The 18,618-nt window shown below is 59.1% G+C and carries 17 protein-coding genes; 4 read left to right on the top strand and 13 right to left on the bottom strand.

Features of this window, described 5'->3' with window-relative positions:
- Positions 1–85: 85 nt before the first annotated feature.
- Entirely contained in the window at positions 86–1,504 is a 1,419-nt protein-coding gene (gene pntB / locus B472_RS07770) for a Re/Si-specific NAD(P)(+) transhydrogenase subunit beta (RefSeq protein ID WP_019426648.1), read from the bottom strand.
- Positions 1,505–1,558: 54 nt separating this feature from the next.
- Positions 1,559–3,160, bottom strand: a complete 1,602-nt coding sequence (locus B472_RS07765) for a Re/Si-specific NAD(P)(+) transhydrogenase subunit alpha (protein ID WP_019426647.1) — start codon at positions 3,158–3,160, stop codon at positions 1,559–1,561.
- A 225-nt stretch (positions 3,161–3,385) separates the two neighbouring features.
- On the opposite strand from B472_RS07765, the gene B472_RS07760 reads away from it, so the two are divergent.
- Positions 3,386–3,880, top strand: a complete 495-nt coding sequence (locus B472_RS07760) for an NUDIX hydrolase (RefSeq protein WP_019426646.1) — start codon at positions 3,386–3,388, stop codon at positions 3,878–3,880.
- Positions 3,877–4,635 (top strand): sulfite exporter TauE/SafE family protein, encoded by a 759-nt coding sequence (locus B472_RS07755; RefSeq protein WP_019426645.1) that lies wholly within the window; start codon positions 3,877–3,879, stop codon positions 4,633–4,635. Before B472_RS07760 ends, B472_RS07755 begins: the two co-directional genes overlap by 4 nt.
- 46 nt (positions 4,636–4,681) lie before the next feature.
- Here B472_RS07755 and B472_RS07750 read toward each other — a convergent pair whose 3' ends face one another.
- A complete protein-coding gene (locus B472_RS07750) occupies positions 4,682–5,410 on the bottom strand; it encodes a lytic transglycosylase domain-containing protein (protein ID WP_019426644.1) in 729 nt (242 codons plus the stop codon).
- Between the two features lie 99 nt (positions 5,411–5,509).
- On the opposite strand from B472_RS07750, the gene mnmA reads away from it, so the two are divergent.
- The gene (gene mnmA / locus B472_RS07745; protein ID WP_019426643.1) at positions 5,510–6,682 is read left to right on the top strand and encodes a tRNA 2-thiouridine(34) synthase MnmA; all 1,173 of its coding nucleotides are present in this window, start codon (positions 5,510–5,512) and stop codon (positions 6,680–6,682) included.
- A 1-nt stretch (position 6,683) separates the two neighbouring features.
- On the opposite strand, the gene tcuB is transcribed toward mnmA, so the two are convergent.
- From tcuB to B472_RS07720, 5 genes are all read right to left on the bottom strand, one after another.
- Positions 6,684–7,850: a tricarballylate utilization 4Fe-4S protein TcuB gene (gene tcuB / locus B472_RS07740; protein ID WP_019426642.1), complete on the bottom strand. Its 1,167-nt coding sequence runs from the start codon at positions 7,848–7,850 to the stop codon at positions 6,684–6,686.
- A complete protein-coding gene (tcuA, locus tag B472_RS07735; RefSeq protein ID WP_019426641.1) occupies positions 7,837–9,279 on the bottom strand; it encodes an FAD-dependent tricarballylate dehydrogenase TcuA in 1,443 nt (480 codons plus the stop codon). The genes tcuB and tcuA overlap by 14 nt, the downstream gene beginning before the upstream one ends.
- Positions 9,280–9,311: 32 nt before the next feature.
- Positions 9,312–10,067: an SDR family NAD(P)-dependent oxidoreductase gene (locus tag B472_RS07730; protein WP_026039480.1), complete on the bottom strand. Its 756-nt coding sequence runs from the start codon at positions 10,065–10,067 to the stop codon at positions 9,312–9,314.
- Positions 10,068–10,183: 116 nt separating this feature from the next.
- On the bottom strand, positions 10,184–11,146 hold the full coding sequence (locus B472_RS07725; protein WP_019426639.1) for a tripartite tricarboxylate transporter substrate binding protein: 963 nt from the start codon (positions 11,144–11,146) through the stop codon (positions 10,184–10,186).
- 9 nt (positions 11,147–11,155) lie between these two features.
- Entirely contained in the window at positions 11,156–12,229 is a 1,074-nt protein-coding gene (locus B472_RS07720) for a 4-oxalomesaconate tautomerase (protein ID WP_026039478.1), read from the bottom strand.
- An 86-nt stretch (positions 12,230–12,315) separates the two neighbouring features.
- Here B472_RS07720 and B472_RS07715 point away from each other — a divergent pair, with 86 nt between their 5' ends.
- Positions 12,316–13,239 carry a LysR family transcriptional regulator gene (locus B472_RS07715; RefSeq protein WP_019426636.1) on the top strand — a complete coding sequence of 308 codons (924 nt, stop codon included), beginning with the start codon at positions 12,316–12,318 and terminating at the stop codon, positions 13,237–13,239.
- Here the strand turns inward: B472_RS07715 and B472_RS07710 are convergent.
- The 5 genes from B472_RS07710 to B472_RS07690 all read right to left on the bottom strand — a co-directional run bounded on the left by B472_RS07710 (position 13,229) and on the right by B472_RS07690 (position 18,465).
- Positions 13,229–14,224 (bottom strand): LysR substrate-binding domain-containing protein, encoded by a 996-nt coding sequence (locus tag B472_RS07710; protein ID WP_019426635.1) that lies wholly within the window; start codon positions 14,222–14,224, stop codon positions 13,229–13,231. The two genes, B472_RS07715 and B472_RS07710, sit on opposite strands and share 11 nt — an antisense overlap.
- A 4-nt stretch (positions 14,225–14,228) precedes the next feature.
- Positions 14,229–15,563, bottom strand: a complete 1,335-nt coding sequence (locus tag B472_RS07705) for a DUF3422 family protein (protein ID WP_019426634.1) — start codon at positions 15,561–15,563, stop codon at positions 14,229–14,231.
- Positions 15,564–15,642: 79 nt separating this feature from the next.
- Positions 15,643–16,626 (bottom strand): hypothetical protein, encoded by a 984-nt coding sequence (locus B472_RS07700; protein ID WP_019426633.1) that lies wholly within the window; start codon positions 16,624–16,626, stop codon positions 15,643–15,645.
- A 75-nt stretch (positions 16,627–16,701) separates the two neighbouring features.
- Complete coding sequence (ssb, locus tag B472_RS07695) at positions 16,702–17,199, bottom strand: single-stranded DNA-binding protein (RefSeq protein ID WP_019426632.1); 498 nt, start codon at positions 17,197–17,199, stop codon at positions 16,702–16,704.
- Positions 17,200–17,277: 78 nt separating this feature from the next.
- Positions 17,278–18,465 carry an MFS transporter gene (locus B472_RS07690; protein ID WP_026039476.1) on the bottom strand — a complete coding sequence of 396 codons (1,188 nt, stop codon included), beginning with the start codon at positions 18,463–18,465 and terminating at the stop codon, positions 17,278–17,280.
- Between the last annotated feature and the right edge of the window lie 153 nt (positions 18,466–18,618).

Below are 18,618 nucleotides of genomic sequence, written 5' to 3'. Positions count from 1 at the left end.
AAACATCGGGGTTTACGCCCAAAAAATGAAAGGGAGATGAACACTGTTCATCTCCCTTTTGTCATGGCAACGACAAAGAAGCTTGTCAGGTCTTCAGGGCCATCAACACCTCGTCCAGCATTTTCTTGGCATCGCCAAACAACATGCGGTTGTTCTCTTTGTAAAACAAAGGGTTGTCCACACCGGCATAACCGCTGGCCATGGAACGCTTCATCACGATGCTGGTGCGGGCCTTCCAGACTTCGAGCACCGGCATGCCTGCAATCGGGCTGGTGGGGTCGTCTTGCGCAGCCGGGTTCACGATGTCGTTGGCACCAATCACGATGGCCACGTCGGTGTCCGGAAAATCATCATTGAGCTCATCCATCTCAAACACGATGTCATAGGGCACTTTGGCTTCGGCCAACAACACGTTCATGTGCCCGGGCATGCGGCCTGCCACCGGGTGGATGCCAAAGCGCACGTTGACACCTTTTTCGCGCAGTTGCTTGGTGATTTCAAACACCGTGTGCTGGGCCTGCGCCACCGCCATGCCGTAACCGGGGACGATGATCACGTTCTTGGCATCACGCAGCATCTCGGCGGTTTCGGCCGCCAAGATCGGGCTGACTTCACCCACAGGCTCAGACGCTTCACCAGCGGCTTTGGGTGCTGCAGCCGTGGTACCAAAGCCACCCGCAATCACGCTGATGAAGCTTCGGTTCATGGCGTTGCACATGATGTAGGACAAAATCGCGCCGCTCGAGCCCACCAAGGCACCGATCACGATCAGCAAGTCATTGCTCAGCATGAAACCGGTGGCCGCTGCGGCCCAACCCGAGTAGCTGTTGAGCATGGACACCACCACCGGCATGTCCGCGCCGCCAATGGCCATGACCATGTGAATGCCAAACAGCAAGGCGATCGCCGTCATGATGAACAAAGGCACCATGCCTTCTTCCACCGTTTGGGCGTTCATGAACTCACGACCAAAATAAACCACCGCGATCAAACCCACCAGGTTGAGCCAGTGGCGAGCGGGCAGCAACAAGGGGCTTCCGCCGATGCGGCCGGACAACTTGCCAAACGCCGCCACCGAACCCGAGAAGGTCACCGCGCCGATGAAGATGCCGATGTAGATTTCACCCGCGTGGATGGCGTGCGCCGCGCCTTCCAAATTCTTGGAGGCTTCGGGGTCCACGTAAGTGGCATAACCCACCAACGCCGCCGCCATGCCGACCATGCTGTGCATGAGCGCCACGAGTTCGGGCATTTGGGTCATCTGCACTTTGCGTGCAGCGTACAGACCAATGAGCGCACCCACCAGCACAGAGCCCACGATCATGGGAATGCCCTCGGCCGTGACTTGCGGGCCAAAGATGGTGGCCAGCACGGCCAAGCTCATGCCGATCATGCCGTAGAGGTTGCCGCGCCGAGCGGTTTCCTGGTTGGACAAACCGCCCAGGCTGAGGATGAAGAGAATGGTCGCGCCGATGTAGGCGACCGTGGCCAGACTTGAGTTCATGAGTGTCTCTTTAATCAGTTGGGGACAGCGCTAAAGATCTGTCCCCAAATTTTTTTACTTTCGGAACATGGCCAGCATGCGCTGGGTGACGGCAAAGCCGCCAAACATGTTGATGGCCGTCAGAACCAGCGCCAAAGAGGCCAAGATGGCGATCAGCGTGTTGGGGCGCCCAGCCGCAGCCAAAGGTGAAATCTGCACCAGCGCGCCAATGGCGATGATGGAGCTGATCGCGTTGGTGACGCTCATGAGCGGGGTGTGCAGCGCGGGCTTGACGTTCCAAACCACCATGTAGCCCACAAAGCAGGCCAACACAAACACCGTGAAGTGCGACAGGAAAGCGGCTGGCGCATACGCACCCACCAGCACCAGCAGCACAGCGGCGACCGCTGAAACGATGAGCAACTGACCCACCGGCATGGGCCCCGAAGGCTCGCCGTGGCCGTGGCCTTTTTTGGCAGCAGGCGCGGCAGCGGGTTTAGCGGCCGGCTTGGGCGCAGCGGCCAAGGGCGGCGCAGGCCAGGTGATCTCGCCATTTTTGATGACCGTCAGGCCCCGGATCGCGTCGTCTTCCATGTTGACGTTGATCACGCCGTCCTTGGTCTTGCACAGCTCTTCGGTCAAGCGGAACAAGTTGGTGCCGTACAGCGTGGACGACTGGCGTGCCATGCGTGAAGCCAAGTCGGTGTAACCGACGATGGTCACGCCATGCTTGACCACGGCCTTGCCAGGTTCGGTCAGCTCGCAGTTGCCGCCTTGCTCGGCGGCCATGTCCACGATCACGCTGCCCGGCTTCATGCTTTGCACCATCTCGGCGGTGATCAGCTTAGGCGCAGGTTTGCCGGGAATCAGCGCGGTGGTGATGATGATGTCGCACTCTTTGGCTTGCTTGGCGTACATCTCACGCTGCGCGGCCTGAAAGCCTTCGCTCATGACCTTGGCGTAACCGCCACCGCCCGAGCCTTCTTCTTCGTAGTCCACCTTGACGAACTCACCGCCCAGCGACACGACCTGGTCGGCCACTTCGGCGCGGGTGTCGTTGGCGCGCACGATGGCGCCCAGGCTGGCGGCCGCGCCAATCGCGGCCAAACCGGCCACACCGGCACCGGCGATGAACACTTTGGCGGGGGGCACTTTGCCCGCAGCCGTGATCTGGCCGTTGAAGAAACGGCCAAAGGCGTTGGCCGACTCGACCACCGCCCGGTAACCGCTGACACCGGCCATGGAGGTCAGCGCGTCCATCTTCTGGGCGCGACTCAAGGTGCGGGGCAAAGCGTCAATGGACAAGGCCGTGACCTTTTTGGCCGCCAGCTGCTGCATCAAATCGGGGTTTTGGGCGGGCCACAAAAAGCCGATCAGCGTCTGGCCTTCGTGCATCAGCGCCACTTCGTCGGGTGTGGGGGCGCGCACTTTGAAGACAATGTCGCTCCCGCTCCACAGCGCTGCAGCGTTGGGCGCAATGGTGGCACCGGCATCGACGTAAGCCGCATCCGAGAGGTCTGCGAGATCGCCCGCGCCCTGCTCAACCACCACGGCAAAGCCCAATTTGACCAACTTGGTCACCGCATCGGGGACTGTGGCCACCCGTTTTTCGCCAGGAAAAACCTCTTTGGGCACGCCAATGCGCTGGGGCGTGGCGGCTGTATCGCCTGTTTGCATGTCTGACTCCTCACTCTGTCCAGAAAACCAAAGGAAAACAGCTTAACCGAAGTCAATGTGTCCCCCCTTTCACCAAGATCTTCCAAGCGGCATGGCCATGCGGCTGTTGCCCTTGGAAAATCAATACATCAGTCAACACCGATCTTGTGCATTTTCAGGCTTGACCCAGGCTGACTGACAAGGGGATGTCAGCTTGGGGGTCACGGGGGCCCGATAATCCGCGACATGGACACACGCTGGAAACCCAATGTCACCGTGGCCGCCATCATTGAAAAAGAAGGCCGCTACCTGCTGATCGAAGAACATACCCAAGAAGGCCTTCGGCTGAACAACCCCGCCGGTCACCTCGACCCCGGCGAGTCACCTGCTGAAGGCTGTGCTCGCGAAGCCCTGGAGGAAACCGCAAGAACTTTCAAGCCCACAGCGTTAGTGGGCATTTACTTATCTCGCTTTCAGAGACCGCAAACGGGCGAAGACATCACCTATGTGCGCATGGCCTTTTGCGGTGACATCGGCGATGTGCAGCCAGGCCTGAGCTTGGACGAAGGCATTGTGCGGACCCTTTGGATGACGCCTCAAGAGGTGCGCGCCAGTGCCGATCGCCACCGCAGCCCCTTGGTGCTCCGGTGCATCGAAGACCACCTGGCCGGGCAACGCTTTCCGCTGGATGTGATCCACACCGATGCCGCCGTGGCCAACTTGCCGCCTTTGGCACCATGAGCGCCGCCTGGTCCAGTGAAGCCCTTTGGCTGCTCACGGGTGGCGCAGCATTTGCCGCGGGCGTGCTCAATGCCATCGCCGGGGGCGGTAGCTTTCTCACCTTTCCAGCCTTGGTGTTTGCAGGTGTCCCCCCGCTGGCTGCCAACGCCACCAGTGCCATGGCCGTGAGCCCTGGCTACTTGGGCAGCACATGGGGATTTCGCTCAGAACTCAAGGCCTTGCCCAAAAGCTTGCTGCAAAGGGAAGTCGTCATTGCCGCATCAGGCGGTTTGATCGGCGCCGGATTGCTGCTGGTGACGCCAGCGAGCGTTTTTTCGAGCCTGGTGCCTTGGCTTTTGCTGTTGGCCACTGCGCTTTTTGCCGCAGGCCCTTGGCTGGCCCAACGCAACGCCGGACAAGGTCGACAGGCTTGGCGCCAGCCCGGCCTCATGTTTGTCGCCATTTACGGGGGGTACTTCAACGGGGGACTGGGCATTTTGCTGATGGCGCTTTACACCCTGACCGGCGAAGCCAGACTGAACACGGTCAATGCACTGAAGAACCTCAACTCTTTTGTCTTGTCTTTGCTCTCGGTGCTGGCGTTTGCGCTGGCGGGCGCCATTGTTTGGCCGCAAGCGGTCTGGATGATGGTGTTGGCAACCGCTGGGGGTTGGGTCGGCGCACGTCTGGCTAAACGCTTGCCCGTTCAGTGGGTGCGCAACTTGGTCATCATCACTGGTTTGTCGATGAGCATCGTTTTCTTCAGCCGCTTGTGACACTGTCCATGCGCCCACCCCAACCAAGGACAGTGGGCCCTGAAGCTCAATCCAGTGGGAGTTTTTGGCCTGCGGCAACGGCATCCAACCGCGATTTCTCCGCCAAGACTTTGGCCACATAACCGTTGTCCTCGGTCATGGCATAGCCCCCCAGGTAGAAAAGCAGCCCGTCCTCCAGTGATCCACCGCGCAATTTGATCGCATCGGCCAGCACTGCCACGCCCACGCGCAAGTTGGTCACCGGATCAAAAGCAGCCAAAGGTCCGCCATAGGCCTCGTAGCGTTGGGCATGAATGCCCGTCATGACTTGCATCAAACCCTGCGCACCGGCCTGACTTTGAACGTAAGGATGGAAACCCGATTCCGTGGCCATCACGGCCAAAATCAGGTGCGCAGGCAATTTGGACGATTTGGCCAGCACATGGGCCTCGGCCACCAGGGCCGCCAAAGGCTCAGGTGCCACCTTGTACTTGCGTGCCAACCAAATGGCCACCGAGGCCTGAGGCGGCGGCAAATCCTGCAGATGCACAGCCGTAGCTCGCTCGGCTGTGTTTTGGGGCCAAAAAACAGTCAGCACATCGCGCTCTCGCAACCAGGTGGCCAAGCGTTGCTCCACCGGCTGCAACCACTGCGGCTGCAGCCAGACCCACAACAACAAGGCGGCCACCAGCGCACCCACCAAGGCCAAGCCACGGTGGGTGAATGCTGCAAACCGTGCAAACGCACGGCGACACTGCGACAGACGATCAGCGTCGGGTGACCAGATTTTGAACATGACTTCCAAACACAAGGCTGGCCATTATCCAGCCGATCCGCCAAACCACTGCCATTCTGCACATCGCCATGTCCCAACGGCGCAAAGGATAATGACGCCATGTCCAAATTGAAACGTGTGGTCGTCGGCCTGTCCGGCGGGGTAGATTCGGCCGTGACGGCGCACTTGCTCAAGCAGCAAGGCCATGAAGTCGTTGGCATTTTCATGAAAAACTGGGAAGACGACGATGACAGCGCGTACTGCTCATCCAACGTCGACTTCGTCGATGCTGCCGCTGTGGCCGATGTGCTGGGCATCGAGATCGAACACGTCAACTTTGCGCCCGATTACAAAGACCGGGTTTTTTCCGAGTTTGTGCGCGAATACCAAGCCGGGCGCACGCCCAACCCGGACATCCTGTGCAATGCCGAAATCAAGTTCAAGTCTTTTTTAGACCACGCCCTGCGCGTAGGGGCTGAAAAAATCGCCACTGGCCATTACGCCCGTGTGCGACAAAACACGGTCAGCGGCCTGTTTGAACTGCTCAAGGGCTTGGACCCGAGCAAAGACCAAAGCTACTTCTTGCACCGCCTGAACCAAGCGCAATTGAGTAAGACGCTTTTCCCGGTGGGCCAATTGCACAAAACCGAGGTGCGCCGCATCGCTCAAGAGATCGGCCTGCCCAATGCCAAAAAGAAAGACTCCACGGGCATCTGCTTCATTGGTGAGCGACCTTTCCGCGAGTTTTTGAACCGCTACATCTCCAAAGAACCGGGGCCTATCAAAGACCCATCAGGTCGCACGATCGGCCAGCATGTGGGGCTGAGCTTTTACACCCTGGGCCAACGCCAAGGCTTAGGGATAGGCGGCATCAAGGCCAAAGGCGCTGAAATGAAAGCCCTGCAAGCGCAGGGTTTGCGAGGCGCGGGTGAACATACACCCTGGTTTGTGGCCCGCAAGGACATCCCCCACAACACCTTGTGGGTGGTGCAAGGCCACGACCACCCGTGGTTGCTGTCGCCTCAACTGCAAGCCACCGACGTGAGCTGGTGCGCTGGCTTGGCCCCGAAGCCGGGCGCCTATGCCGCCAAAACCCGTTATCGGCAAGTGGACGCAGCTTGCAGCCTGCAAGCGCTCTGCATGACCGATGGCTCGGACGGATTCAATCTGTCGTTCAGCGAACATCAATGGGCCGTCACGCCCGGCCAAAGCGCTGTGCTGTACGACGGCGAAGTGTGTTTGGGCGGCGGCGTGATCCATTCGGCCAGCGCCTGCCCGTCCACAACCGATTGATTTATTCCCCGCCCAGACCCAAGCGGTTGGGTTGACGCTTTTCGATGGCAAAGCGCAGCAAAGCCGCTGTGCGGAAAACGCCGTGCGCAAACTTGCCATAGGGCAAAGTCAAGAACAAAGCCATCACCGCACCCAAGTGCACCGCCAACATCGAGGGCATGGCCGCTGTTTGGCCCAGCAGCCACAAAAGCAAACCCGTCACGCTGACCAAGAACAACAAGGCGATGAAGCCCCGGTCCATGGGTTTCTGCGCCGCGTCACCATGCTCTGGGTGGCGGCGCAGGTTCAAGCGCCACAAACCGGCCGTGCCCACTGTCAGGCTCACCCCGCCAATGACACCCAGCAACTTGGGCAAGGTGGTCAAGTCATACGGTGCGGGCCAACCCAAAACATAGTGGTAAAGCGTCGCCACGCTGGTGGCGGCAAAGCACAACATGAAACCGTAAAACGTCAGGTGGTGGTAACGCCTGCGGGCATGCGTCCACGCATCGTCTTCGTTGTGGCAACCTTCACCGTGGCCACCGTCCAAGTACTTCAGGCGCAAAGCGTCGTGCGCCGCTTCGGCCGCAGCAGGCGGCGTCAGGTCGGCACCGCTGGTGGCAGGCGTGACGTCGCGCCAAAAGCGCCGAACACCGAGGGCCAGCGCCATCACCGCAAACAAGAAGATGGGCGCAAACAGACTGACCATCAAATTGTGCGGAAACACCGCGTAAAAGCCACCCGCCACTGGCGCCCCCCATAAGGTGCCTTGGCGCAGCATGGCCAGCGCCAAAAACAGCGCCAAGCCCAAAGCGAGCGCCACCGACAAGGTCAGACCATTGCGTTGGTACAAGCTGCCCAAAGCGGGAGGCCAAGCGTAATCGGCGTAAGTCTGGCCGCGCACTTGGGCCATGGCTTTGGGCACATTGATGGCAAAGTCGTGCGGCGGTGCGTACTGGCAAGCATGCAAACAGGCACCGCAGTTGTGGCACAGGTTGGCCATGTAATGGATATCGGCCTTGCCAAACTCCAAGCGCCGGGTCATGGCCGGGAACACGGCACAAAAACCTTCGCAATAACGGCAGCCGTTGCAAATTTGCATCTGCCGGGCCACTTCGGCTTCCGGGGCTGTCAACTCGCCAAGCGCCAGGGCACGGGCGTCACGCGTCAGGGCTTCAAGCGTTTGCATGGGAAGCTCCTTCCTTTTGGGCTTTCACGGCTTTGGCCGCCTGCTCGCCGGCGATGCGGCCAAAAGCCGTGCCAATCGTCATGCCCACCCCGGCGGTGTAGCCCTTGCCCAGCACATTGCCCGCCATCATCTCGCCGGCCACAAACAAATTGGGGCTGGGCTGGTCGTTGAATCGCACAGCGGTGGTCTCATCGGTTTTCAATCCCAAATAGGTGAAAGTCACGCCGGGCCTGACGGCGTAAGCGTAATAAGGCGCAGTGTCCAAAGGCCTGGCCCAATGGGTTTTGGCGGGGCTCACGCCCTCGGTGTGGCAGTCGTCCAGCGCCGTGTGGTCAAAGGTGCCTTCACGGCAGGCCGCGTTGTAGTCGTTCAAGGTTTGCATGAACGTCGCCTCGTCCAGGCCCAGTTTGCGCGCCAACTCGGGCAGGCTGTCTGCTTGGGTGCCTTCAAACACAGGGGGCATGAAACGGCCAATGGCTTTGGCATCGATGATGGAATACGCCACCTGCCCCGGCTGCTGCGCCACCAAACGGCCCCAGATGGCGTAACGCTTGGGCCAAAAATCTTCACCCTCGTCGTAAAAACGCCGCGCTTCGCGGTTGACCACCACACCCAAAGACACGCAGTCGATGCGGGTGCAAATGCCGCCGTCGTACAAAGGTGCACGGGCATCAATCGCCACCATGTGCGCCTGGGTGGGGTCGCCAATGCGGTCAGCGCCTTGCGCCAGCATGTGCTTGAGCAGCACGCCTTGGTTAAATCGTGTGCCGCGAATCAAAAACTGGTCGGCCGGGTACTCACCGCGTTCGTTCTGGCCCCAGGCTTCGCGCAGCCACTCGCGGTTGGACTCAAAGCCCCCAGCCGCCAACACGCAGGTGCGGGCTTCAATCCGTTCGCGCCGCACGCTGCCATCGGCCTGTTTGTGCATCACCGACGCGGCCACGAAGCGGCCCTCGTCCAATTCGACGGTATCCACCTCGGCGTTGTAGTGGATCTGCACACCCAGCTTTTCGGCGCTGCGGTAGAAAGCATTGACCAGCGCCTTGCCACCGCCCATGAAGAAGGCATTGGTGCGGGCCGTGTGCAAAGCTCCGGACAACGAAGGCTGAAAGCGCACGCCGTGCTTGACCATCCAAGGGCGGCAGGTGGCTGAATGGCGAATCGCCAAGCGGGCCAGATGCTCGTTGGTCAGGCCGCCGGTGACCTTGAGCAGGTCTTGCCAAAACTCTTCTTCCGGATAGGCATCGACCAACACGTCTTGCGGCGCATCGTGCATGCAGCGCAAATTGCGTGTGTGGCCTGAATTGCCGCCGCGCCATTCGCGCGGCGCCGATTCGAGCAGCATCACACTGGCACCGGCTTCGCGGGCCATGAGCGCCGCACACAGGGCCGCGTTGCCGCCGCCAATCACCAAAACATCGACCGTCATAAACACTTTCAGGGCACTGTGCCCAAGCTTGATCAGAACTGGTATTTGCGCAAACCACCGTCCACCGGGATCACGGCGCCCGTGATGTAACTGGCCAAAGGCGAGGCCAAAAACGTGACCAGGTTGGCCATGTCTTCTGGTTCGCCATAGCGGCCTACAGGAATTTCGTTGTCGCACTGCCACTGGCGGTACTCGGGTGTGTAATTGCGAAAAATCTGCTCGGAATGGATACGCCCCGGTGGCACGCAGTTCACCGTGACCCCATGCTTGCCGACCATGCGCGACAAACCCTTGGCCCAGCTGTGCATGCCCGCCTTGGCGCAAAACGCGCCGTTGGTGTGTTCGGGCTCGCTCTTGCCAGTGATGTTGATGATGCGGCCCCACTTGCGCTCAATCATTTGGTCGATCAAGGCATCGGCCACTTGGCGCGGGCGGTGAAAGTTCAAAGTGATGGCTTCTTGCCAGGCCTCTTCGCTGACATGCAACTCTTTGAAGCTGCGCGAACCACCAGCGTTGTTCACCAAAATGTCCACGCTGCCCAAACCCGCCAAAGCCGCCTCGGCCAAGCGTTTGGCCGCGTCGTCCGCATACAAGTCCGATTCAATGATCACCGGCGCATGTCCGCCAGCGGCCACAATTTCGTCCGCCAACTCGCGCAACTTGTCCACCCGCCGAGCCGACACCGCCACACGCACGCCCTCTGCAGCCAAGGCCTTGGCAATGCCACGCCCAATGCCCACGCTGGCCCCAGTTACAAGTGCGGTTTTGTCTTTGAGTTGCAAGTCCATGAAAAATCCCATTTGAAAATCAACTTTCAAATGTATGCCCTGGACACTGTGCTGTGTACCAGCATCCAAGGATGGGGGTATCATTAAAACTGATACCCACTTGCTTTTGGACAGGTTCAATCTGCCGAGAGTTTGGCTTGTTGCACCACCCGCCGCCACTTGGCAAGGTCATCGCGAACCAGCGTTTTCAACTCTTCGGGCGTGCTGGTTTGAACATCGGCACCCTGCGCTTCGATGCGAGCCACCGTGTCCTTGTCGGTAAGCACTTGATTGAGTGCCGCATTGAGTTTATCGACCACCGCTTTTGGCGTTTTAGCGGGCACAAACAGGGCATACCACTGCGTCACGTCCAACCCGGGGATACCCAACTCTTTCAGAGTGGGAACCCCTGGCAAAGCAGGAGAACGGCGACTGCCCGCAATGCCAACAGCATGCAATTTGCCCGACTTGACGTGCGGCAAGGCGGTGAAAAGGCTGGGGAACATGATGTGCGTGTGACCCGCCACCGTGTCGTTGACTGCGGGTGCAGAGCCCTTGTAGGGCACATGCATCCAGGAGGCTTTCATGTTGAGTTTGTAGAGTTCAGCGGCAAAATGTGGCGCCGTCCCATTCCCCGCCGAGGCATAACTCAATTTACCGTCCTGCGCCTGAATGGACGACAAAACAGCCTTTGCATCAGCGGCCTTCAATTGTGGCGTGACGACCATCAAAGTGGGGGAGTAGCCGACCAAGCCCACCGGCTCGAAGTCGCTGACCGGGTCGTAACGCAGCTTTTGCAAAGCCGGGTTCATCGCATGGGTTGCGACATACCCAAAAAGCACGGTATGACCGTCTGCTGAGGCACGGGCTACAAACTCAGTGGCAATCGAACCATTCGCACCCGCTTTGTTCTCAACGATCACCGACTGTCCCAGCAAAGGCGCCATTTTTTGGGCAATGACGCGGGCCATGGCGTCATTGCCACCGCCTGCAGCGGTGGGCACAACCAGGGTGACCGCTCTGTCAGGGTAAGCGTAGGCCAGTACCGATGAACTCCAAACCAAGGCGGTCAATATCTTTTTGAAATCGCGCGAAAACATGAAAACTCCTTAAGAAAAAACCAAATCGGCAGGAAGCTGCAAAGCACCTTCCATGATTTTTCGAACCGTACGAACCACGGATGCCCGAACCACCTGCAGCTGACCTGATTCCTCCCGGACCTCAGCAGCAATCTGAATCACACCCGAGGGGTGCACCACTTTGAAAATTTGTTCGCCTTCAAGGCAAACCGTCCGGCTGGCCACCGTGCCGGGCAATGCAAACGCTGTCACGACACCAATGGCGCCCGTGACGGCATGGGCGGTATGGCATTGCCAAGGCGTGAAATAGCGTGACACGATGGCCATCGGGTCTTGCGCTTGACTCACCAATACAGGTTTGGGCATCACACTGGCAGAGACATCGCCCAAACCCATGAGGAGACCGGCTTGCAGTCGAATGCGCTCCATGCGGGCCAAAAGATCGGGCATCGCGTCGAGCTGAGAAGCGCTCTCAGTGCCCGTGACGCCCAAACTCTGGGCGTTCATCAAGGCCATGGGCATGGCTGCATCGATGCAGGTGACCTCCACACCATCGATCAAGTTGATGCGCTCACCCGTCGGAAAAAGCTTTCCAGTCACAGCGCCCCATGCATCCAAAAAACTCAAGTAAACCGGCGCAGCTGTGCCGGCCACCCCATCCATGCTGATGTTGCCGTCGTAAGTCACTTGGCCATTGGGTGTGTGAATTTGCACATCAATGCGCGCCCCGGTATTGACGTTGTGCACACGAACCGAGGTCATGCCATCTGTGGCCGAGATCAAGCCTTGCTCGACAGCGAATGGCGCGACACCCGCCAACATGTTTCCACAATTGGGTCGGGTATCGACCCCGTTCGGGCCCACCTGGGCAAACAGGTAATCCACATCACAGTCCACGCGAGAAGATCTCGAAACCATGGCGACCTTGCTGGTCAAGGTAGAGCCGCCACCGAGTCCGTTGATCTGCGAAGGATCGGCTGCACCAATGGCGCTTTGCAAAACACGATCTCTCAAGCGATCGTCTTGAGGCAACCATTCACGAAGGAAAAAAGGACCGCGTGAAGTTCCTGAACGCATCAGGACGCAAGGCAATGAAGTAGTCATGGGTGCGGATGATGCGATCTGTGTAGAATTTTGTGAATTGCATTTTTAAAAAGTATTGATGCAAAAAACACAACACTGAAATCGACATGAACATCAACTTCGATTTGCATGACCTTCAGGCTTTTTCTGCGGCAGCGGAACTGGGCAACTTCCGAAAAGCAGCCGAAGCCGTGCACATTTCACAACCGGCTTTCAGCCGTCGAATCGACAAACTCGAAAACGCTTTGGGCGTGAAATTGATCGACAGAAGCACCCGCAGCATGAGTCTGACGGGCGTTGGCAGAGACTTCGCACGCAAGGTGCGTCTTTTGCTTGACGACCTGGATGAGACCTTGTTGGGCATCCGAGAAGTTGGAGGTGCGCGCATGGGCGAAGTCACCGTCGCCTGCGTACCTTCTGCTGTTTACTACTTCTTGCCACAAGTCCTGCGCACTTACCACGCCAGGTTTCCACGCATCCGAATCAAAGTACACGATGCCAGCGCCAATGAGGTCTTGTCGGTCGTCGCCAGTGGCGAAGCCGACTTCGGCGTCAACTTCATGGGCAATGACGAACCCGGCATTGAATTTCGCAGCATTCTGGAAGAGCGCTTTGTCGCAGCTTGCAGAAAAGACCACCCGCTTGCCAAAAAGAAAAAAGTCAGCTGGCAAGAACTGGGTCAATACGACTTCATGTCGGTTTCCAAATCTTCAGGCAATCGCATGCTGCTCGATTTGGCCTTGGCCTCTGCCGATCAAAGACCGCAAAGTATTTATGAAGCCCAGCATGTCACGACCTTGTTGGGTTTGGTCGAAGCCGGCATGGGTGTGGCCGCAGTCCCCTCATTGGCCATGCCCAGCGCAGATCACCCCGTATTGGCGAGCGTCCCTTTGTTTGACCCCATCATCACCAGGCGCATTGGACTGATTCGCCGTAAAGGCCGCAGCTTCACACCAGCGGCTGAAAAGCTTTATGAGTTGCTGCTGGGCTTGCGTCCGGAAGGCCGCCGCAAGTCAGTGGTCAAAACTTAACCGCCGAGTGGCCCACCTCAACATGGGATGCTGGAACACTCAGGCTCGCACCCAACCAGACACCTGACCGAACCAGCGTGCGCACACAATCCGACATCACGACGCGGGTCGCCAAGGCTGCAGGCGACAATTCATCGTCCGACAAACCGCATAAAAAATTCACACGTTTGACTTGATGATCGGTAATGCGCGTCATGCAAAGGCTCTCGGTAGCGCCTTGCAGGCGCGCTACGGCAGCCCAAGGTTGCAAGGTAGAGCCCAGGCCTGCGCTCACGGCATCCATCAGCATGGCCAAGGAGTCCATTTCCATGACCACACGCGGCGCCAACTTGGCTCGAGAAAATGCCGCATTCAGGCCACTGCGCAAGCCATGCGGCCCCGTCGGCAAAATCAGCGGCTCATCACACAGTTGCGACATGCGCAGGCTTTGCGGAAATTTTTTGGCTCTGGTTGATCGTGCACTGATGAGAAAAATATCCTCTTCAATCAGCGGCAAAACGCTCCAGCGCCTGGCTGCCTGCAAGGATTGGCCACCGGCCATCGGCAAGTCAAACAAGACCGCCAAATCCAGCTGCCGTGCGTTGAGCATGGTCGACAAGTGGCCCGACAAACTCTCCACCATGTGCAAGCGCACATCCGGGTAGCGTTCACGCATGGCCTGCATCAGCGGCAAGCCCAGAACAGCTGCCGTGGTGGGGGCCAGGCCCACACTGACCGTGCCGGACAAACGCGCATGCTGGGCAGCGCGAATGGCTTGCTCAGCGTGACGCAAGGTCAATTGCGCCTCCCGGAAAAAAGCCACACCGGCCTCAGTGGGTGTCACGCCCTGTGGGCTGCGCTGCAGCAAACGTGTGCTGAGCTCTCCTTCGAGCCGGGTGATTTGCTGGCTCAAGGCCGATTGCACCAGGTTCAGATCCAAAGCGGCCCGGCTGATGCTGCCCAGCTCCACCACCCGCACAAAATACCGCAGTTGACGCAACTCCATAAGGTCAAGTGTCCGATCGGTTCAGTTTTTCGTGGATTTTTTGACGGCTGCGCCACACGCTCCACAGCACCAAAGGCAGCAGCATGGCGACGGCAATTTCAGGATTGAAGGGCAAGCCATAAGCCTTCAAGCCCTTGAAAGCGTACAACAGCAGACTCACCACGTAATACGAAATAGCGGCCATGGACAGGCCTTCCACCGTGACTTGCAAGCGCAGTTGCAACGCTTGACCCCGGGTGAGTTTTTCCAGCAAGACCTGGTTTTGAGCCTCGGTGGCAATGTCCACGCGGGTGCGCAGCAAGGCACTGGTGCGGGAAACCCGCTCCGCCAAAGACGCCAAGCGCTTTTCGGTCGCCATCACAGTGGCCATGGCAGGCGACAAGCGCCGCTGCATGAACTCGCCCAGCGTTTGCGTGCCAGAAATAGGGCGCTCGCGCAATTCGGTCAGTCGCTGGCTGACCAGCGTGTCGTAAGCGCGTGTCGCCGAAAACCTGAACCCATGTTCGGCCGTGGCACGTTCGATGCGCGCCGCCAAGGACACCAACAAATCCAGCAAGGCCTGATCGGTCTCACCCTTGCGCTCCAGCAAACCCGTGATGTCGGCCAATTGCGCTTCGGCCGCTGACAACATGGTCGACAAGTTTTTGGCCACCGGCAAACCCCGCAAAGCCATCAAACGGTAGGTTTCCAATTCGAGCAAGCGCTGCGAAATGCGTCCGGCCCTGGCTTCACTGGTGTCTTCTGGGGCCACCACCAACATGCGCTCAAAACCATCGGCACCAATTCGGAAATGGGTCAGGATGCACGAATGCGAATGGCCCTCGGCAGTGTTGCCCATGCGAGACGCCAAAACCGTGCCCTCACCCAACCAGCTCTGGGCTTGTGCGATCAAGTTGGGCGCTTCGATATCGGCGGTCAACATGCCCAGCTCGATGGCAGCCATGGTTTGGCCCGGCAAGGCGCGCAGCCAGTCGGTGCCAGCGGCCACATGCGGAGCCAACTCAGGCAAGTCGGCACCCCATTGCGCATTCGGCGGTAAATTTTGAACGATGGAGTAACGGGTGAACTCGGTGTGCCGCTCCCATTTGACGGTGAAGTGGTCGCAGCGCAAACGCAAAAAATTGCCCTGCAATTGGTCCAGACCCAAATCGGCATGACCGGGTAGAAGCCGCAAATGCGCCCACTCTTGCTCACGCGAGATGCCCGCGTTGAGCAGCGCCACATAAACAATCAACGCTGGCAACCTGACCCGGGCAGGCGGGCGCGCATGCACTTCATTGTGCAACTCACGCCTTTGGGCGTCTTCTGGCGGCAAGAACCGGGAGGTGATTTCGTTCATGCGGCTATTCTGACCGAGCTTGAAAGCGCACGCCACGGGCGCCACAAGAAATCTCCACCAGTCACCCTCAACAGCACCTTCAAGGTGCGGACGGCTCAGGCACCAGCAATCGGCCCTGCCATAGACCCACCCAAGTTGACAGCAAAAGCCAAGCGATCAAAGCAGAAACCAGCACCAAAACAGCCAATGCCCCAGGCTGCGTCTGAACGTGCCGCACGGACAAGGCCAATGACAAAGCCGCGAATGCCGCCAAAGGAAAGGACATCCCCCAAAAAGGCATGCCAAATGTTTGCTTGACGACCCCATGGGCCGCCCAAGCAGACCCACATAAAAACAGCACCGCCAGGCACCAAAGCCCGACAACCACCGAGTACGGTGAACCGAGGTTCAAACCCGATAAAGCCAATACAGAAGGGGGCGCCACGGTGATGAAGGTCAAAGGCAGCAGGCGTGGCGGCCACATGCCCAAGCGGCGGATGCGCCAGCCAATCAGACCCCCAGCCACCGGCCACAGCAAGGCGGCAAGGCCAAATTGAAACGCAGCCCAAACCGGATGTCCCAAAACCATACCGGCCAAAGCCGGCAACACATTGCCCACCACGGGAATGAACAAAGCAGGCGTCATGCCCAGCCAAAAACGGTCTTGGCTTCGATCCGAACGAAACCAACTCACCACCACCGCCCCACTCACCGCCAGCAAGCTGGCAGAACCCAACATCCACAAAGCCTCAGCCCACAACGTCCGCCCCCAGTGAACGGCGCCGACACTGGCCATCAACACCCAAGAAGCTGGCAAGGCCGCTACAAAAACATGGCGTACTGGGTGCTTCAAATCTGCCCGTACTGCCTCTGGAAACCACCACATGCGCAGGGCAGTGGCAACCATCAAAACGCTCAAGACACACGCGGCCAAAGCGCCCCAAGCGACCGACACCAGCACAGCCACATCTCCCCAGGCTGCGGCTCGGTGCCAAGCCAGAGACAAGCCGCATAAACCCATGACCATGGCAAACCAGGCAAAACCGAGGTGCTGCACGGGTTTCAAAAAAGAGGGCGGGGTCATGTGCTGCGTCAGGCCATAAAAAAACCCGTGGGCTTGACCACGGGTTAGGGGATGGGCATCGGTTCAAACGTGTTCTCAGAACGGAATATCGTCGTCCATGTCGTCAAAGCTGCTGGGGGCAGGCTTGGCCGCAGCCGCAGGGCGGTTGGCCGGGGCGGCTGCAGGGCGGGCCGGCGCGGCTTGGCGCGGGGCATAGCCACCGCCGCTGCCACCGTCTTCGGATGGACCACCCATGCCTTGGCGGCTGCCCAGCATTTGCATGCTGTCGGCCCGGATATCGGTCGCGTATTTCTCAACGCCGTTTTTGTCGGTGTATTTGCGGGTGCGCAAACTCCCCTCGACATACACCTGGCTGCCTTTGCGCAGGTATTGGCCTGCAATCTCGGCCAATTTGGCGAAAAAACTGATGCTGTGCCACTCTGTGGCCTCTTTCATCTCGCCCGTTTGCTTGTCTTTGTAGCGGTCTGTGGTGGCCACGCGGATGCTGGTGACCGCGTCACCTGAAGGCAGGTAGCGGGTTTCGGGGTCAGCGCCCAAGTTGCCGACGATGATGACTTTGTTGACGGATGCCATGGAAACTCCTCGATAGATACAGCAATTATGGGGCCAATCCGGGCCGCTGCCGTGGACTGCAGCAGCCCTCTCCTGCCCTCAGGCCGATGGCACCACCGGGCGACCGCGGCCAGGCATTTGCATGCGCCAAGCCAGCAGCAACCAACCCAACATGGCCACGCCACAGCACAAAAAAAGCACCGGGCTGCCCCAAGATTTAACCAACCAGCCGCCCCCCAAGCCGCCCACAAAAAAGCCCAGCGACTGCAGGGTGTTGTAGACCCCCATGGCCGTGCCCCGCATGGCCTGAGGCGCGATGCGCGACGCCAAGCTGGGCTGGGTGGCTTCCAGTGCATTGAAACCACAGAAAAACACGAGCAGGAGCAACGCCATCCCACTCAAACTGGTGGTGCCTGCTGACTGAACCAGCAAACCAACTTCGACCAACGCGATCAGAGCGATCGACAAAAGAAAGACCTTTTTCAGGTGTCCGCGCCGCTCGGCAGCAAACACCACGCCCAAAAACAAAAAAGACAAAGAAACCGCTGGCAAATACACCTGCCAGTGCTGCGCCGTCTGCAATCCCGCTTGAACGAGCAAGGCCGGCACCGACACCCACATGGCCAGCTGCACCGCATGCAAAACAAACACCCCGATATTCAGGCGCATCAGGTCGGCATGCGCCAGCACATCCCGCCAGTGCCCCCGACCCTGCCCGGTCACCGGCTCAGGTGCAGGCGGCACCCACCCAACGACCACCCCGATACCCGCCAAAGCCAACAAGCCCGTCAGCCCAAAAAGCCCAGACAGACCGATCCAGGCGGTCAGCCAAGGCGACACCACCAAGGACAAGGCGAACATCAAACCGATGCTGCCACCGACCAAAGCCATGGCCTTGGTGCGCACTTCGTCACGCGTCAAATCGGCCAGCAAAGCCGTCACGGCCGCCGACACCGCCCCTGCACCTTGCAGGCTACGCCCCACCAGCAAACTCATCAAATCGGAGGCCGCTGCCGCCCAAAAGCTGCCCAAGGCGAAAACCAGCAAACCCAGCACAATCACGCGCTTGCGGCCAAAGCGGTCTGACGCCATGCCAAAGGGCAGCTGCAAAAGGCCTTGTGTGAGGCCATATATGCCCATGGCCAAGCCCAGCCACACCGGGTCTTCACCGCCAGGGTAACGGCGAGCTTCCAGGGCAAAGACGGGTAAAACCAGAAACAAACCCAACATGCGCAGCGCAAAAATGCTGGCCAGCGAGGCGGCCGCACGGCGCTCGGTGGGGGTCATGTCCAAAGAATCTGAAAAATGGGGATGCACGTGAATGGCCACAGCAGGCAAAACAAAAGGCAAATGCCAAAGCAACATTGTCCCCGATCAAACCCAGCCTGCCCCCACCCAGGCGCCAAAGGGGATAATCGAAAGTTTTGCTGATTTGGCCGC

Origin of the sequence: Limnohabitans sp. Rim28, assembly GCF_000293865.2 — a bacterium.
In the GTDB taxonomy this organism is placed as follows: Bacteria; Pseudomonadota; Gammaproteobacteria; order Burkholderiales; family Burkholderiaceae_C; genus Limnohabitans_A.
Note: the sequence above shows the minus strand (reverse complement) of the source record. Positions and strands in the feature narration are given on the sequence as shown.

Coding starts and splice junctions, on each gene's coding strand:
- pntB (WP_019426648.1), bottom strand. CDS start 1,504: ATGAACTCAAGTCTGGCCACGGTCGCCTACATCGGCGCGACCATTCTC.
- B472_RS07765 (WP_019426647.1), bottom strand. CDS start 3,160: ATGCAAACAGGCGATACAGCCGCCACGCCCCAGCGCATTGGCGTGCCC.
- B472_RS07760 (WP_019426646.1), top strand. CDS start 3,386: ATGGACACACGCTGGAAACCCAATGTCACCGTGGCCGCCATCATTGAA.
- B472_RS07755 (WP_019426645.1), top strand. CDS start 3,877: ATGAGCGCCGCCTGGTCCAGTGAAGCCCTTTGGCTGCTCACGGGTGGC.
- B472_RS07750 (WP_019426644.1), bottom strand. CDS start 5,410: ATGTTCAAAATCTGGTCACCCGACGCTGATCGTCTGTCGCAGTGTCGC.
- mnmA (WP_019426643.1), top strand. CDS start 5,510: ATGTCCAAATTGAAACGTGTGGTCGTCGGCCTGTCCGGCGGGGTAGAT.
- tcuB (WP_019426642.1), bottom strand. CDS start 7,850: ATGCAAACGCTTGAAGCCCTGACGCGTGACGCCCGTGCCCTGGCGCTT.
- tcuA (WP_019426641.1), bottom strand. CDS start 9,279: ATGACGGTCGATGTTTTGGTGATTGGCGGCGGCAACGCGGCCCTGTGT.
- B472_RS07730 (WP_026039480.1), bottom strand. CDS start 10,067: ATGGACTTGCAACTCAAAGACAAAACCGCACTTGTAACTGGGGCCAGC.
- B472_RS07725 (WP_019426639.1), bottom strand. CDS start 11,146: ATGTTTTCGCGCGATTTCAAAAAGATATTGACCGCCTTGGTTTGGAGT.
- B472_RS07720 (WP_026039478.1), bottom strand. CDS start 12,229: ATGACTACTTCATTGCCTTGCGTCCTGATGCGTTCAGGAACTTCACGC.
- B472_RS07715 (WP_019426636.1), top strand. CDS start 12,316: ATGAACATCAACTTCGATTTGCATGACCTTCAGGCTTTTTCTGCGGCA.
- B472_RS07710 (WP_019426635.1), bottom strand. CDS start 14,224: ATGGAGTTGCGTCAACTGCGGTATTTTGTGCGGGTGGTGGAGCTGGGC.
- B472_RS07705 (WP_019426634.1), bottom strand. CDS start 15,563: ATGAACGAAATCACCTCCCGGTTCTTGCCGCCAGAAGACGCCCAAAGG.
- B472_RS07700 (WP_019426633.1), bottom strand. CDS start 16,626: ATGACCCCGCCCTCTTTTTTGAAACCCGTGCAGCACCTCGGTTTTGCC.
- ssb (WP_019426632.1), bottom strand. CDS start 17,199: ATGGCATCCGTCAACAAAGTCATCATCGTCGGCAACTTGGGCGCTGAC.
- B472_RS07690 (WP_026039476.1), bottom strand. CDS start 18,465: ATGACCCCCACCGAGCGCCGTGCGGCCGCCTCGCTGGCCAGCATTTTT.